This window comes from Sporanaerobacter acetigenes DSM 13106 (assembly GCF_900130025.1).
GTDB classification, from domain to species: domain Bacteria; phylum Bacillota; class Clostridia; order Tissierellales; family Sporanaerobacteraceae; genus Sporanaerobacter; species Sporanaerobacter acetigenes.
In genome coordinates, this window is sequence record NZ_FQXR01000004.1 from 61,441 (window position 1) to 78,402 (window position 16,962).

The window sequence follows — 16,962 nt, forward strand, 5'->3', positions numbered from 1 at the left end:
ATCTAAAATACCATTACAGTTGTGTTACAGATTACTGGAGTATTTTCATTGCTTTTTCTAGTTGCGGATCTTTGGTACCGGCAGATGAGTTTGCCTCTACTACTACATCTGGTACTACACCTTTTCCATTGATGCTCCTCTTTTTAGGTGTCAAGTATTCGGCTACTGTGAGTTTCATTCCATCTCCATTGGATAGAGGTAGGATTTCCTGCACTGTTCCCTTTCCAAAAGTGGTAACCCCTACAATAGTTCCTGCCTTTGTGTCTTGGACTGCTCCTGCAAATATTTCTGAAGCACTAGCTGAATTTTTATTTACAAGTACAACTAATTTATATTTAGTCTTTGGAAGTTCTGAATAATAGGTTTGTTCTATTTTGTTTTTATATTTTATATGAACTATAGGTCCCTTTGGCACAAAGTGTCTTGAAACTTCTACTATTTCTCCTAAAAGTCCTCCAGGGTTGTCCCTCAAATCTATAATTATTTTAGAAATATTTTTCTTGTCAAATTCTTTTAATACTGGTATTAGATTTTCATTAGTATTTTCATTAAATTGATTGATTTTTATATACCCTATATTTTTGTCAAGGATTTTGTAGCTAATAGGATTTAGTTTTATTTCATCCCTTGTCAATGTAAAATAAATAGGGGAGGCTTGTCCTTCTCTTTTAACTCCTATTTTGACTTTTGTTCCTTTTTCACCTTTTATGAGTGCTACTACATCTTTAGAAGAAAGGCCTATTGTATTTTTCCCATCTACTGAAATCACTTTGTCCTTAGATTTCATTCCTGCTTTGTAGGCTGGACTTCCCTCTACAGGTTCTACTACAACTACATAGCCATCTTGTTCTGAAACCACTATCCCTACTCCTACAAAATTTCCAGAGACACTTCCCAAAAGCTCTTCAAATTCAGCCTTTGTATAATAGTTGCTATAGTCATCTAAAAAATAAAATAGCCCCTTTATTGCTCCCTGTATAAGTTCATTGTCATTTATATCGAAGGCATAGTTATCTTTTACAAGCTCTTTTACTTGATAAAAATAGAGTAGATTGTCCTCCAATGTATCTTGCCCTTCTCCATAAGATACTAGTGGTACAGATAAAATGATGAGTACCAAAAACAAAGCAATGGTCTTTTTAAACATATTGTTTCTTTTCACAAAAATTCCCCCTTATAGATAAAACTTTTTACTCTAGTTTTAATTTTAGAGTAGTTTCATCTCCATATCTTGTGAAGATATATGAATTTCCTTCATTTTTTATTTCAAAATCTTCATTTAGTACTTCTATACCCTTTGGTGCATATATCTTAACTTGTTGAAGTCCTTTTTTCTTCAGCTTTATTTCCATATATTCCTCTTCATATTGAATGTCTACTGGTACATTGACCCTTTCTATATGAGGAGAATCTTCTACTTTGCCTTCAATTAAATTTACTTTTCTATTTAAACCAATGTATAAATTTTTTCCTTTCCTAATATATATATCTCCATCAACAAAAAAGTCCTTATCCTCTAATGCTTCTCCTGGTTCAAATTTTATACCAAGAACATTTTCATTAGCATTTGAAGGAGTAAATGTAAAAGATATTTTCCCATCTTTTTCTACTCTAGATATATGAACATCTCCATTCATGACAGATGAAAAGGTTTCAAACATCTGATTTTCTGTCATGAAATTGTAGTCATATTTATTCCTCAAATTGTTCAAAAAAGATGCTTTATATCTTAAATCTTTAAGACCTTTTTCTTCCTGCACTGCATATTCCATATGATAAAAATAGGTAATAGGCAAATCCAAAGAAGATATGCTCTTGTAGGCACTCTCATGTATAGGTATATTGGGTGCAGGATTAAATAGTATGAAATCCTCAACCTTTTCTCCATTGGAAAGATAAAATGGCATTGCCCAAATATAGTCCCTAGAAAGACTAGGTTCTCCTGCCTTTTGACTAGGCCTAAAACCTGAATTCCACTTTATACCCTCTTGAATCTCACTATGGAAAGACTGAGTAGGGCTTATATTGTTTATCCTCCAAGTATGTTGATTGGTCCCTAGCTTTTCCCAAGGTATACCATAGTATTCAAAAGCTTCTTTGTGAAGCTCAAGTTCTTTTCTTTCTTGAGTATAGCTTTTGTAGCTGTGAAAATAGGTATGAGGATAAAATTCTATATAATTTTTGTTTGCATAGTCAATAGCATTTTCCAATTGTTTTTTATATGGAAATATAGATGAATCTATAGGTTTGGGAAGTCCAAATTCTATTTGACCTACCAATAAATCTATTCTCCCATCTTTATTTATATCTCCGAAGGCTGGTACAGAATAGTACCCTCCCCATAAACTTTTGTTTTTAAATGGATTCAAAGTCTTTCCTTCTATATAGCCACTATCTACAAGCTTTGGAAATCTATTTTTATATACCTTTATATAGCCATCTTTTGAACCTACTACTATTTCTACTTTTCCATCTCCATCATAGTCTACAATTCTTGGTGCAGAATATGAATCTAATTTGACATTGAACTTCATACCTTTTTTGTCAAATACTAGCCCATCTTCATTCTTTTTCCCTTTGTAGAAGTATAGTTCTCCTTTTGAATTTCCCAAAATTAAATCTTCTACTCCATCTCCATCTAAATCTCCTATAGTTGGAGATACATTTTGAAAATTCTTTTCTTCTAAAAGAATTTTATCTTTTTTAAATTTCATATCTCCTATATTTATAAAGGAAATGATTTGCCCATTTTGGTTACCAACTATTAAATCCAATTTCCCATCTCTATTTAAATCATAAAGTATTGGAGCAGAATATGAGCCTACATTTATGGGCTTTTCATTTTCATTATTTAGAAATTCTCTATTTTCATATTGTAGTCCTTCTCCATCTTCTTTGCCTAAAAATACATATACATATCCATTGGCACTTCCAGATACTATATCTAGTGTCCCATCTCCATTTAAATCTCCCAAATCTGGATAAGCTCTATAAGGTAGTTCTATTTCTGCATAGAGATTTTTGTACTGTGGATATGTTGCTATGGACACATAATCTTTTTCTGTCTCTAAATGTTTCCCTGAAGAATAATGAGAATTTTCTTCTTCTCCAATAAAGGCTGGTTTCCCTGTAGTTCCAACATTTGTATGGGCTATTATGCTTTCTTTCCAACTTCCCCATTCAAATAAACTTCGTGCTAGAGAATAGGATGGAATTTCATCATATTCTTTGAGTACATCTATCCACTTTTCCATGGAGCCATTTTTTACTGCAGATAGTACTTCAAAATGATTTTGCCAAGCCATAGCTGGTCTTCCATAGGTCCCCAGCACCTTTTCCACAGAATAGCCATATATTTCTTTAGACACAGTTGATACGAATTCATTTCTAAAAAGATAATTTCCCGTAGCAAAGGTATAGTTGAAATAGCTTTGGGATTTGTCCTTTGCCTTCATATCAAAGCCTGTAATGAAATCCTCATTGGGAATTATGCCACTAGATAAAAATACACATCCACTTCCCACATTGTTTATACCAAGGAGTGTCAATTCACCACTAGTAGCCAAAGGCTTAGCTGTAGATGGCACAAATCCTACCCCTAAGTTCAAACTGTTTAGGGTGTTTGGGTCATAAAAAGAATTTATTTCATCATGAAAAGTTTTAAAAAGTTCTTGAATTCCCTTAAAATTCTCCTTAACTTCTGGATACTTCACATAGGTGGGGAAGTTTTCCAGTTTTCCAAACCCAGAAACCCCTATAAACTCTTTTGGAAATTCATCATAGAAGCTATTTTCCAAAAACAAATAGCCTCCATTTCTTACATAGCTCATTAGCATATGTTTGTTTGCTTTAAAATCATCTTTTCCTTTTATAGATTTATCTAAATACACTATGTGATATTTAGACAAGTCCATATTTCCTACTCTATCTATAGAAATACTTTCAAGTTTCAAATTTGGTATCAAACTTTGATTATAGTTTTGATATACATCTAGATAATTTGATGAATCTTTGCTGTGTATAATGAGTAAATTTATATTGTCTTCCTTTTCTCTAAATCCATCCGCACTAACTATGGAAGACATAAGTATAGCTATTGCAATGAGTATTGGAATCAATCTTTTCAGCATGCTTTCCTCCCCTGTTTTTTAATTGTTCAATATATTTTCCCTATAGTCATATTTTAAGCTCTTTTGAAGATAATTTATGAAATTGACAATTAACTCTGATGCTTCAGCTTTAGTGATGTCTGTATTTGGATAGAAATATGGATCTTTTTCTATGATACCAAGCATCTTTGCTACATATACATGGTCCTTGGCCCAAGCTGGGATACTACCATTGTCTTTGTAGCCTGTTGAATAATTTTTTATAGGTGCAAGGTTTTGAAATCCCAACATTCTAATTAAAATAGTAGTTGCTTCGGCTCTTGTAAGATACTTGTCTGGTTCAAATTTGCCCCTTCCTACTCCTTCCATGATTCCTCTCTTTGTCACTGTTTCTATATAATCATAATTTCTATGATTTTTCCCTACATCTATATATGTAGGAAGTTTTTCTTCTTGATTCTTCTTTTTCTTTTTAGTATTTTCCTCTTCTTTTTCCAAAGGTATATTCATGGAATTGACAATAGCTCTGGCAAAATCCCCTCTACTCATAGATGAGGATGGCCCTAAATAAGTGCTGCCAAGAGGTAGCGCCTCCATACTGGCTAAAAGTAGCATATCCTTCTCATTGGGGAGTCCTAGGACATCTCTTACAGCTGGTATGTTGAGGCGAGTAATAATAGGATTTGTATCTATTGAGAAACTATCTTTCCCTGTATTTCTTCCATTCAACATAGTCTCTTCTTTAAATCTTGGAAGATCATAGGAGTATTTAAGAACATTGTCTTGTTTTTCAGTAAGCAAAAATCCCCCTTTGAAACTAATTTGATTTGGTACATTGTCTACATATTCATAATCCTTGGTCATATTGTAGGAAGCCTCAAGAGAAGCAGTTCCTTCCCAATTTCTTTTTTTGTCAATCTTGTTTTCATAGTTTATGGTATAGTCTAAAGTTTGGGTTTCAGTAGCAGACCAAGGGCTGTCATAGCCTACTAGATTCCCTACAGTCTGTACTGTAATGCTTTCTTTGCCTTTATCCACTATATAGGTTTTTCTTGCAGACCAATCCCCTGCATGGTATCCCACCAATGGGGTATTGTGAACTACCGTTCCTTGATTCCACTGATAGTTTTCATCTTTTACTTCATATTTTTTCTTTCCTATAGTCAAAGTTTCTTTATATCCATCCAAAGTCTTTTTAGATGTAGTTTGATTTCCCTTTGTATCTAATTTTTCACTAAGTTTTATAGTTCTACTAAGTTTTGCATCTTTGGCTATATTCGAAAGCTTGTAAGTATACTGCTCTGTGATGGTATCATTTTTCATTTTTGTCTTTATTTCAAGGGTACCCTCCAATACTATAGGCTCTCCTGTGACAAATATGACTTCTTTGTAGATGCTTTCATTTTGTATTCCACCTTCATACCCCGGAATATTTATAGCAAAGGATTCCATAGGACTTAGGAGTAATATCAAAGCTAGGAAGAAAGCTATATGTTTTTTCATGTTAAACCTCCAATCTTTAAGCTTTTAATTTATAATTGGCCTTCAGGCCTAGTCTTCCACCAATAGGACATATCCCATGTCTTTGGAGGAATCTTTATTTTTCACTATATATACTTTACACTTTGTTCTCAATTTATAAATTTCATCATTAGTCATAGGTTTATCATTTAGAAGAACAACACTTCTATTTAAATCTATAGTTTCATCTGATCCATTTTCCCATCTATCGTTTAAAGTATTGTAATTTTTAACTTTTGTGATGCCTATAGTTCCATTGTCCACATTTATATCTTTTATCTCTCCAATAGTGCTATAGTGAGTTTTCACATTTTGGCTGTATTCATTTAGTTGAGGAGTCATATTTAGAGCAAGTACTTCTTTTTCATCCTTTGTCTCTCTCACTACGAAATAGGCAGTCTTTCCCTTGTAGAAATCATTTTTAACTCTTTCTCTCAATGTAGAATCTTTTATATCTTTATAATTTATATATCTAGAAGATACAAACGAATTTGAAGGTATAATCTTTTGGAGTTCACTATCATATATAAGAGTATCTTCAGTCAATATAAACTTTTCAGAGCCACTCATTTCTACCCATTTGTTGTCTGTAAGTTTTAGATGATCTAATCTGTAGTTCATCCTACCAATTTTAATTCCATAGTCATATATATCTTCTATTTTCCCTCTATAGACAATGAGTTTAGTTCCATCTATTCTATCATCAAGTATTCCTGTTCCCTCTATGGAAACAATGCTTGCATGTCTTTGTCCCCTAGTATAGTCACTGTAGACAAATACATCTTGGTTTTTATCTATATTTAAGGAATCTACCAGTCTATTGTCTTTCACCACTATGGTACCGGGGTGGAAATACATGGTATTGTTGTCTACTACAAACTTTCCTGTACCATATTCTATATCTTTTATTTTGTCCTTATGGGCTACAGAAGAACCACTTTTGATTAGAAGTTTAGATATATTCATATTGCCATAGCTTTTGTCAAAAGCAATATATACTTCTTCATTCTTCCTATTTTTAATCTTCTTTAAACTTATCTTTTCACCATCTTCATAGAGTTTGTCATTTTCTGCCTTTAACCTTATATTGTGAGAACCATAAGGATTCCACTTTCCTTCAATATATATATATGGTTCCTTCAAGATAAGTTCTTTGTTTCTCTCATCTACCAATTCTATTTTACCTTTAAGTATTCCTTCTATATGTCTTTCTTCGTCTTCAACTTTTATATTAGATACTTCACTTGTGTATATATCATCAAAGGTGAGCATGACCTTGTCTCCAGGCTTTATTTGAAATAGCTCGCATCTTGTACCATTTTTGGTTATTCCAGTAGAAGAATTGATTTTGTACTTTTCCCTTTCACTGCTAGATTTTATCTCAATTTCATTTCCAGTGATAAACAACACATCTCCTACTTTAAATCTAGTTCCCGGTATGATATAGCCATCTCTTTCTGGATCTTCCTCATCATAGGCTATGAGCCTTACCGCATCATTTCCCTTTAATTTAACTGAGACTTCCTGTCCATAGTAGAGCTCAGCTATATTTGAAGTTTTTCCTTCTATTTCTATAATAGTATTTGGATTTATCTTTATAGTATGCTTTTTTTCATAATAGTCCAAAACTCTTATGGTATTCTCCTCATAGTTTATAGCTTCTATAGTTCCAGTGAGATTGAAATCTTTTTTAGGTGTAAATCTTCCATAAAGAACTTGTCCATTTTTATCTATGTAATACTTCAAAAAATCTCCTTTTTGCAATACATCAGGATAATATATTGCTTTGTTTTTTTGTACTATAAATATGTTTTTGCTCTTTTTGTCATATTTTAGATAATTCCTAGTGCCATCTATATTCTCCATATTGAAATAAATGACCTTTTTGCCATTTTCCACTACTTCATTTTTTTCAATTATCTGACCTTCTTTGGCAAGCATATTTCTCTTCTTTGCCAAATCATCACTAGCATTGAAAAGTATTTGAGCCATTTGAGCTCTGTTTATATATCCTTTTGGCAAAAAAGAATTTGAATTTGCGCCAGACATATATCCCTTTTTAAGAACAGCTTCAATTAAAGGAAGTTTTTCTTTATCAATTCTATGAGCATCTTTGAAATTGTAAACTTTGATGATTTCATCACTTCCAGCTGGAGTCAAGTTCAAAGCCTTTCCTAGATAATAGGCTGCATCCTCTCTAGTGGCTTTGGACTTTGGATTTGATATTTCTTCGTCCTCCTCCATTCCCAAAATATCTACCATGATAGATAAAATTTCTTCATTGCTAAGATATCTATCAGGATAAAATTTTCCTCCACTGCCTTCCATATACTTAAGAGCTGCAACTTCATATATGGCTTCTCTTGCCCAATGCTTCTTTATATCAGAAAAGGAGACATTTTTAAAATGACTGTCTCCGTTTTTCACACCCTCATATATGGGATGGGAAGTACTTGGTCCCATCCCATAGACAAATGGGGATATAGATTGTATAAATATCAAAGAGAGGATTATTGTTATGCATATTTTTTTCTTCATATTAAAATCTCCTTTTCTCTATCTATTAGATAGTAGGATGTATTTGCCACTTTTATTTATATCAGTTGAATTTCCCTTTTTGACAAATACATAATTGCCCTTCTTCTCATCCAGTCTAGCTAGATAAAAATCTTTTCTATTTGGATAAGCAATAGAATCATATTCTATGAATAGTTTCCCATTTTTAAGCATATTCTCTATCTCTAAAGTTTCTTTTCCATATTGATAGTCAAAATATATATCATAGGATTTTGAGGAAGCTTTCTTTCCCCTTGGCAAATGTCTTTCTCCATTTCTTTCAAAGTGAATCCTTATATATGCATCTGTGTTTCCACTATCTTTTTTACTCACTTCATGAGTATATAAATCTCTTGGATTCAATATAAGTGAAAATGTTCTATCTTTTATGGTCAATCTAGAGTCCTTTCTCACCATTGAAACAGGTATTGATACTATAAATTTATCATATTTTTTGTACTTTGCCAATGAAAAATCAATAGTTCCTACTCCTCCTAACAAATCATCCGTACCTAATATTTTCACCATCTTTCCTTCGATTACTTCCTCTTTACCTTTTTCCTTTAATTTCTTTTCTTCTTCTTTGAGTTTGTCTTCTTTTTCTTTTAGTTTCTCATCTTCTCGTATAGATAGAGTTCGAACTTTCACTGTAGCAAAGTCTATAGCTGCTCCATGCTCATTTAATGCTCTCACCATAAAAATATACTCTGTATTTGGCTCTAATCCTTTCACTAAAAATTCAGCTAAAGATGTATCTCCAATAAAGGTATACTCACTATCTATGGCCTTTTTCCCATATATCTCATATCTTGTAGCTTTGTTTAAAATATCTTCTCCAGATTTAGACCAAATGAGTTTCACCGTTGATTCATACCCTGGTATTCCTTCAAGTACCAATGGCTTTGAAGGAACTGGTTTTTCATATCTAAATTTGTCATAAGGATCTGATATACCTCCATCTGGATTTATGATGATTAAATTTACATTTTCTAGTTCTTTAGCTTCTTTAAATGTAACTTTTATAGTGTTTTCATTTTCCACTTTCACAGTAGCAGCTTCCATTCCTCCAACTACTGCTACTTCTCTATTCTTTCCTTGAGCATCCACCTCAAGTATACCTTCTCCCATGATTTGCATATCTTTTTTTAAATCTTTTTTATCTACTATTTTTCCACCTACTACTACTTTTGCATTTGGCAAAAACTGCTCTCCAGTAATAGTAACTTCTGTTTTTGTATCATTGGTAAACAATCTATCTGGTGATACTCCTTCTATGGTTGGTTTACTTATATAATTGAAATTTATATTTCCTTCACACAATGAGCCATCCGGATTTTCAACTCTTACTGGTACTTGTCCCAATGTTTTGCCAGGTGGAACTATAACTTCTATAGTCTTATAGTCTATGAATTTTATATTTTTATCTTCTACTTTGCTTTCTCCAAAGTATACCTTCAGCTTTTCTCCTTCATAGCCCTCCATAGTTTTTCTGAAATCATTTCCTATGATTTTCACTTTTGTTCCACCAGTAGCAGGGCCTCTATCTGGTTCTATACTAGTGATTGAAGGCTCTGATTCACCTGAGGTGAATTGAATATATATTGGCCTTGGTATAGATTCTGCAGAAGAACCAGTTCCTCCATCATCATTTACAACTATTACTGGATATAGCATATCCTTGTTTACTTTACCTTCTACTATAGGCATCTTAAAGGTAATAGTATTCTTGTTTGAATCTTTGTTGTCTAACAAGAATGTAGTGATAGCCTCTACATTCCCTATCTGAACCTTTTCTACATCTCTAAAATCAGTACCTTCTATAGTGATTATACTTTGACTTTTCACATTAACCCTTTGGATGAGAATTTTTCCATCATCACCTGGTACCGGGTTTTGCCCATCTCTTTTTACATTTGTAATTTTAGGTTTGCTATCAGGGTTTTTGTATAAGAAAACCGCTTTATTTGATATCCCATCAGGGTTTTCTACAACAACATTTACATTGCCTATGACGTGATAAGTAGGAGTATCTACTTCCAATTGAGTATTAGATTTAAAGGCCACATTTGGTGAATAACCTCTATCCACAAAAACTCTATTATCCACTACCTCTACCTTCACAAGTTCAAATCCACTGTAATTGTTCCCTTCACTGTCTTTTAATCCTTTCAAATCAATGAATTTTTCTCCGCCAGTATATTCATATTGTCCGCTATAAATTTTTTTGTTGTGCTCAAGGTACAGCTTTATTGTTGGCTTTTCTTGTATTAGTTCATACTCAACCTTCAATTCACCTGGCAATTTTATAGTTGCTTTTCCTCCATATATAAGTCCTGAATTTTCACCTTCTCTAGGAATATCTCTATTTGTTATTTCTCCGAATCGAACTAAATAAGTTGATTTCCTTTCTTCTTTCCCTTCTTTATTGAAAAGGGATATATAGTTTTCTTTGAAGTTTTGTCCAACTACATCTACTTTTTCTCCACCTTGTCTTTTCCCTACACTTGGAGTTATTGTACCTATCTTTGGATTTGAGCCTTCATAGGTATATTTTATCTTTGGAGATGTTCCTGCATCATTGTTGACTATATATACATCTACTACACCTTGAATAGCACTTTTAGGTGTCACGACTCTAATATATCCTTTGTCATTGAACTCTACTATTTTAGCTTCATTGTTCCCAAAATAGACTTTAGGCAACACTGGAGAACTGCAGTATTCCTTGTAGTTATTCACTACTCTATTTAGTGGTTTTTTCATTGTGCAGTCATTGTGAGATTTCATATTCGTCCATTTGCCATTTCTGTCTATATCCTCGTAGTTTTTATCTCCATCCTTTGGTATTTCCCCTTTGTAGGGTTCAAAAAACCTGAAATCATATCCCCATATCTCTACTATTTCATATCCTGCTGCAGAACCTTTTATAGGATTGATTTTATCTATTCTTGGTCTACTCGAAGCTATAACATAACAAAACAAATCTTCTCTACTAGCCGAACCACCATCTTCATTGACTACTACTATTGGAACAAACTTTTTATCAGTTATAAAATCAGTATCTACATCTCCTGGATATTTTGGTACTTTTACAGTTATAGATTTGTAGTTTGGATTTACTTTCAAATCCTTCTCAGGTATTTTCACTCCTGATATATATACTTCTGATGTATCCTCAAAGTTTTCTCCATAAATAGTTATTTCATATCCTCCTTCTACAGAACCCTGACTTGGAGCGATATAGTTTATTTTAGGTCTTGATTGAGGTATCAAATATTCAAATCCATTTTTTACAACATAGCTCTTAGTATCTGGATTCCTTACAATTACATCATAAAATCCAGGTATAGATTTTTCGGGAATACTAACCCAGATTTCATTTTTATTTCTTACCTTTGCTCTATGTCCTGTTATAACTCCAGTTTGTCCATCAATTTCATATGGGGTACAGAATGTAAAAGTATTGTTGTTTATTTTTATGGAATCATTTTTAACTTCCACATCATACGACTTTCCTCCTTGAAGTGCTTTGATAGAATTTCCATCTAAAACTATTTCATAAGAATCATTTTTGCCATCTGATAATGTAACTTTTCCCATATCGTCAACTTCTAACAAATAATACTTTTCATTACTTTTTAATATCAAGCTATCATGATAATCTGCTACCCTTAAATATTTGGTGCCAAATTCATTTTCTCCAATAGAAAGAAGACTATAATCAAATTTTATAGTAAATTCTTTACTGCTTTCATTGTTTTTTAATTTTAATATTTCTTTCTCGGATGTTACTTCATATTCCTTGCCATCATTATCTATGGCTATAATTTTATTGTCACCTTCAATATTTGCCATACTGAATGTGTATGATTGACTTTCCCCAGTTATAACTGGATGTCCTTCATAATCTACATATATAGAATAGATATCTTGTCCCTCTTTAATTTCTGCACTTTTGTAATAAGGTGAAAGCTTTAAGTATTGTTTTTTTGTCCAAGGGTCTTCATCTATAAACATCAGTCTTTTATCTTTTATAGTTGGAACTTCGTAATTCTCCTTTAAAGCATTTTTCCCATTTTCCTCATAATACCTGTTTACATCATCCTTCCCAAGGAAAACTCTTGTCCCTATTAGCTTATATATACCTAATCCTGACAAATCATTGACCGTTTGATCTGGCTTTAAAAAGTTGTTTCCCTTTACAACTACCAATGTGTCTTTTGTCCCTTTGTTTGGTGCTATAGATGTAATCTTGGGATCTATGTTCATGGTCTTTACATATATAAACTCATGGGTGTCACTACCTCCATCTGGGTTCATGACTTGTAGAATATTTTCTCCTTCTCTTCCTTTGGGAGCTTTGAATTTCAATGTTCCTCTAGTTGTTTGTTTATCTATATCCCTTGTCACATTTTGTATTTCTTTGCCATCAATAAATACTTTTATACCATCTTGAAAATTTCTACCTTCAATTGTTATTTCTTCTCCACCTTCTACTGTAACAATATAAGGGTCTACTTTTTCTATAATAGGACTACTAGTGACTGTGACAAATTTTATAAGATCATTTTTATAATTATAAAGCCCTTTTTCATTTGAATCCCTCTTTGGATTTGCTACAGCTATAGGAAGGGAAGTATTTATATTCTTGTCTGATATTTTTCTACCCTTTGGAATAGTGACAACAATGGAATCTCCTACTTCGTTTCCACCTACCCCAGTGACAATACCACCGTTTTTATCCAAAACTTCAAATATGGCATTTTCTATAACTTCATATTTTATTTCTCCATCTTCTTTTCTATTGTCAGAACTTCCATAGTATACCTTCCCATCTTCTTTTCTTTCTATAATTATTTGCCCTGTATCTTCACCTGAACCACCTATAATTACTTTTGGATAGTTGGTCTTGAAATCATTGCCTTCTTTATATCTAAATACATTAAAGTTTTTCCCTTGTATAGAAAGTATAGTATCATGGGATGTTTCTTTATTGTCATTGCTGTCATTTGTAACTTCAATTTTATCTGGAGTTACTTTTTCAATGACTGGATCCTGATAGCTAGGAAGAAAAGTATAACCCTTATCTAATTTTGCTACTTCTGTAAACACATACTTTTCTGTTGCACTTATTTCTATAGTAGTTGTTATCTCTACAATTACATCCTTTCTTGGATCTTTCAGGTCTTTTTCATCTATAGTTTTAGTTTTTACATATAAGGTATCTAGTTTGTCATCTCCCTTGATAAATTGGTTTTTCCCAATATGAGCATCTTCAAACAATGCATCTCTACCAATAGTCACTAGAAAATCCCTAGTTATAGAATTTACTTCTTTTTCATTATATTTTACACCGCTATGCTCATAATCAATTTTCAGCTTTACTGGCTCATCTAATCCTTTTTTTATTATCTCTACATCTTTGTCAGTAACTTCATTTATATTTCCCTCTAAACCATTTATCTTCAATTCATCAAGTCTATATCCATATATAGCCACATAAGAACCAGCACTCGTTCCTTGATTAGGTACTACCTTGTATATTTGAGGACCTACACTTGCATCCACTACATAAAATTCACCAACAACTTGCTCCTTTGTGATTAAATTTGACATATCAAGTCCCGGCTTTTTATATGAATCTAAATTGTTTGTCAAAATAACTTTATATGTCTTCCCTGATTCAAGCTTAGGAACCTTTATTTTTATAATTCTATTTGCATCAGTTGTATCAGGATATTGTGGGTCTGTCCCCATGTTTTCATATAAAAATGGCTTTGTTTCATCTTCTAGAAAAAATACTGAAAATTTTTCTTTTTTGTTTTTTATAGTTATAGTTACTTCTGTACCTACAGTTCCTCTATTTGGGTATATAGTTACCTCTTCATCCTTTATCTCCATTCCTTCATAAATTCTAAATAAATCGTTGTAATTGTATGTAGTCTCTACTGGTATTCCTGTTTCTGTTTTTGTACTCTTTATGATTATGTGATTCATACCTTTGTCTAGTTTTTTAAGAGTATTAGAATCTAAAGTCACTTTAGTATCGTTATCGAATTTACCTGAAATATCTTGAGTATTGGCAAATACCTTCACATCACTACTTGTCACTTTTAAATTTTGTCCTTCTATTTCAATTTTAGGGTCTGCCGAGTTTATATCAATTGTTGAAGGAATAACTTTCCCTATTTTAGGCATTCCTGTTTCATCTATTGTATATGGTTTTCCTGCTATTTGAAGTTTGGAAATTTGTTTTTCTGGATCTATTTTGAATTGCAAGAAATAATCATTACTTCCTGGCCCCGGAGTCCCTAGAACTTGGTATTCTCCTCCACCAGTAGGCATATATAATACTTGGGTTCTACTCAATCCACTACCTGTAATAGCTATACTATAGGTACCTTTATCTGATGTATCCTTGAAAGTTCTATATATTTCAATTTTTTCAACCTTTACTTCACCCTCTGCTCCATAGGCTATTTCTCCCAATGGCAGTATACCTACAATCATGGATATGGCTAAAATAGTACAAAGCAATCTATTCTTTTTCATATGTAGTCCCCCTTAACTGAAAATATAAAATATATTAAAGTATAATTGTATTCATAGTCCTACATATTTTTATCGGCAAAATATGTACCTTTCTTGAGGATATTGTAGAAGATTTATAGAAATTTGCCGATATAAATTATGGAAAAGTATTTGAAGGGAGTGGAAGTTGTGTACAAAAAAATAATTTGCATCATAATTATATTGGCTATAGTCTTCCCTTTGCTGCCCACTACAGGATTTGCAACAGGCTATGTAAAGGAAATTGACGCAGAATTTAGCAATATGGAAATTCAAGTAGAAGGGAAAAAAATATCAAATCACAAAGAACCTTTTATATATAATGATGATATATGGGTTCCTCTAAAGGATTTGGGACGTGGACTTGGTTTAAATGTGAAATTCAACAAAAATAAAAAAAGTATTTTCTTAGACTCTAAAGGGAAACTCAAAAAAAACATAGACAAATCCACTACCTCCTATCAAAGAGGCTATGAAATAGAAACAAAAGAAAATATCAAGCATGATTTAGAAGATGAAATTGACATCCTTGAATATGGAAAAAATTTTAGAAAAACTGAGGATTATATAAAAAAATCTAAAGTCCGAAATATAAAGGTATATTTTGGAGACGTAAAAATATATTTGGATAAAAAATCTTTAGATTTTGAAGGATTTATGTACAATGACGATATATATGTACCTATAGATAGTATTTCTCCATATCTATATATCACCCCTACATATAAAAGTGAAGTAAATTTATTATATATAGATGCCAATGGACTATTGGTCAAAAATAAAGATTATTCATCCTTTGACAATTTATTAGGATTTAGGGAAGGACAAAATTATCTTCTTGATATACAATTAGCTCAATTGGAAAAAAGAAAAGAAATTGTAGGTAGTTTAAAGATTCCGTACAAGAAACTAACTACTGCCAAAGATTTAGAAAACTATTTAAACAATTATCTATATAAACTAGATGATATACCAATGAAATTAGAAATAGCCAGTCATTATGGAAATTGGATCTATTTAGATATTGATTTTTCTTCTTCTAGAATCAGAAATTGGGATAAACTTCAAAGAAGAGATGTTGAAAATTGGATTTGGGATATATATTCGGCTATTTTGAGTCTATACAACGAAGATACTTCTATTTATGGGGCTATAAGAAACCCCTACTATAGCAAATACTCTCATTCATCTAGGAAAAATTATGTGACCTTTGACACTAAAAACAGTGATCTTTATTTCGACTTCACAAATAGTGGTCTTAAAAAGGATAGCAATATAAATCCTGTGTATTTAGCAGAAATACTTGAGAAAAATTTAAATAAATACAACAATATCAAATTTGAATATGATGTGGAAACTAATGGAGATGATATATACATAACCACATACTCTGATTCTAATGACTTTGCAAATGGTCACATTTATACAAAAATGGGATATCTAAAAAGACTCAATTGGGAAATAAAGAAAATGCATCCCGACTTAGAAGTCAATGGAAAAATAGTGTTCCCTAATGATAAATATGAACCTATAAAATTTAACTTGAAAGATAATAGAATTCGTTCTGTCGATCTCTTAAAAGAAACAGAAGAATATTTAAATACTCGTTATGGTTTCTTTAGCTATGGAAGATATGATTTTGGACTTAAATATACCATCCATGAAGAAGGGCTAGACAATTTTCGCATTATAGTAGAAGGAGATTTTTCAGTAAGTGATGAACAGTGGATAAGTGCAGGAGAAACTGGAAAACAAATACTCACTGACAAGGTTCAAAATGCTATAGACTGCTGTGCATCTATTTGGAATACAAATGTTTCTACTGAAATAGTAGACAAAAACCAAGTACCTTTGCGACAGTAGGGACGGTTCTCGCTGTCGCAAAAAAGGCTTCCATTTGGAAGCCTTTTTTTATACCGATCTATTTTTCAATACTTTTAAATCCACTTCATGTCTTCCTATTATTTCTTTCACTGCATCTATATTTTCAGCAATATTTTTTACATTTCCCTGTATATGAGCTATGTCGTTTGCCATCTTGTCATGTTCAGCTTTATTGACTTGTGCCGAGTGTTCGAGAGCTTTCAATATCAAATGATCCTCTTGCTGCTGTACTCTGATAGATTTTACTTCTTCTCTAAGTGATTTCATCTCTGCACTGTTAGACTTTACTTCTTCCCTAAGTGATTTTGTCTCTGCACTGTTG

At 32.3% G+C, this 16,962-nt stretch carries 7 protein-coding genes; 1 reads left to right on the top strand and 6 read right to left on the bottom strand.

Annotation, left to right across the window (positions count from 1 at the left end; all coding sequences use genetic code 11):
- Window positions 1-31: 31 nt before the first annotated feature.
- From BUA21_RS04370 to BUA21_RS04390, 5 genes are read right to left on the bottom strand one after another with little or no spacing between them, the layout of a single operon-like run.
- Window positions 32-1,162, bottom strand: a complete 1,131-nt coding sequence (locus tag BUA21_RS04370; RefSeq protein ID WP_072743511.1) for a S41 family peptidase — start codon at window positions 1,160-1,162, stop codon at window positions 32-34.
- Window positions 1,163-1,190: 28 nt separating this feature from the next.
- The gene (locus tag BUA21_RS04375; protein ID WP_072743512.1) at window positions 1,191-4,130 is read right to left on the bottom strand and encodes an FG-GAP repeat domain-containing protein; all 2,940 of its coding nucleotides are present in this window, start codon (window positions 4,128-4,130) and stop codon (window positions 1,191-1,193) included.
- An 18-nt stretch (window positions 4,131-4,148) separates the two neighbouring features.
- Complete coding sequence (locus BUA21_RS04380; protein ID WP_072743513.1) at window positions 4,149-5,612, bottom strand: S-layer homology domain-containing protein; 1,464 nt, start codon at window positions 5,610-5,612, stop codon at window positions 4,149-4,151.
- 48 nt (window positions 5,613-5,660) lie between these two features.
- Window positions 5,661-8,168: an S-layer homology domain-containing protein gene (locus BUA21_RS04385; protein ID WP_072743514.1), complete on the bottom strand. Its 2,508-nt coding sequence runs from the start codon at window positions 8,166-8,168 to the stop codon at window positions 5,661-5,663.
- Window positions 8,169-8,186: 18 nt separating this feature from the next.
- Complete coding sequence (locus BUA21_RS04390) at window positions 8,187-14,738, bottom strand: IPT/TIG domain-containing protein (protein ID WP_072743515.1); 6,552 nt, start codon at window positions 14,736-14,738, stop codon at window positions 8,187-8,189.
- Between the two features lie 168 nt (window positions 14,739-14,906).
- On the opposite strand from BUA21_RS04390, the gene BUA21_RS04395 reads away from it, so the two are divergent.
- Window positions 14,907-16,619 (top strand): stalk domain-containing protein, encoded by a 1,713-nt coding sequence (locus BUA21_RS04395; protein WP_072743516.1) that lies wholly within the window; start codon window positions 14,907-14,909, stop codon window positions 16,617-16,619.
- A gap of 48 nt (window positions 16,620-16,667) precedes the next feature.
- Here BUA21_RS04395 and BUA21_RS04400 read toward each other — a convergent pair.
- Window positions 16,668-16,962 (bottom strand): hypothetical protein (locus BUA21_RS04400; protein WP_084604150.1); only part of this gene is annotated, 295 nt, incomplete at its 5' end.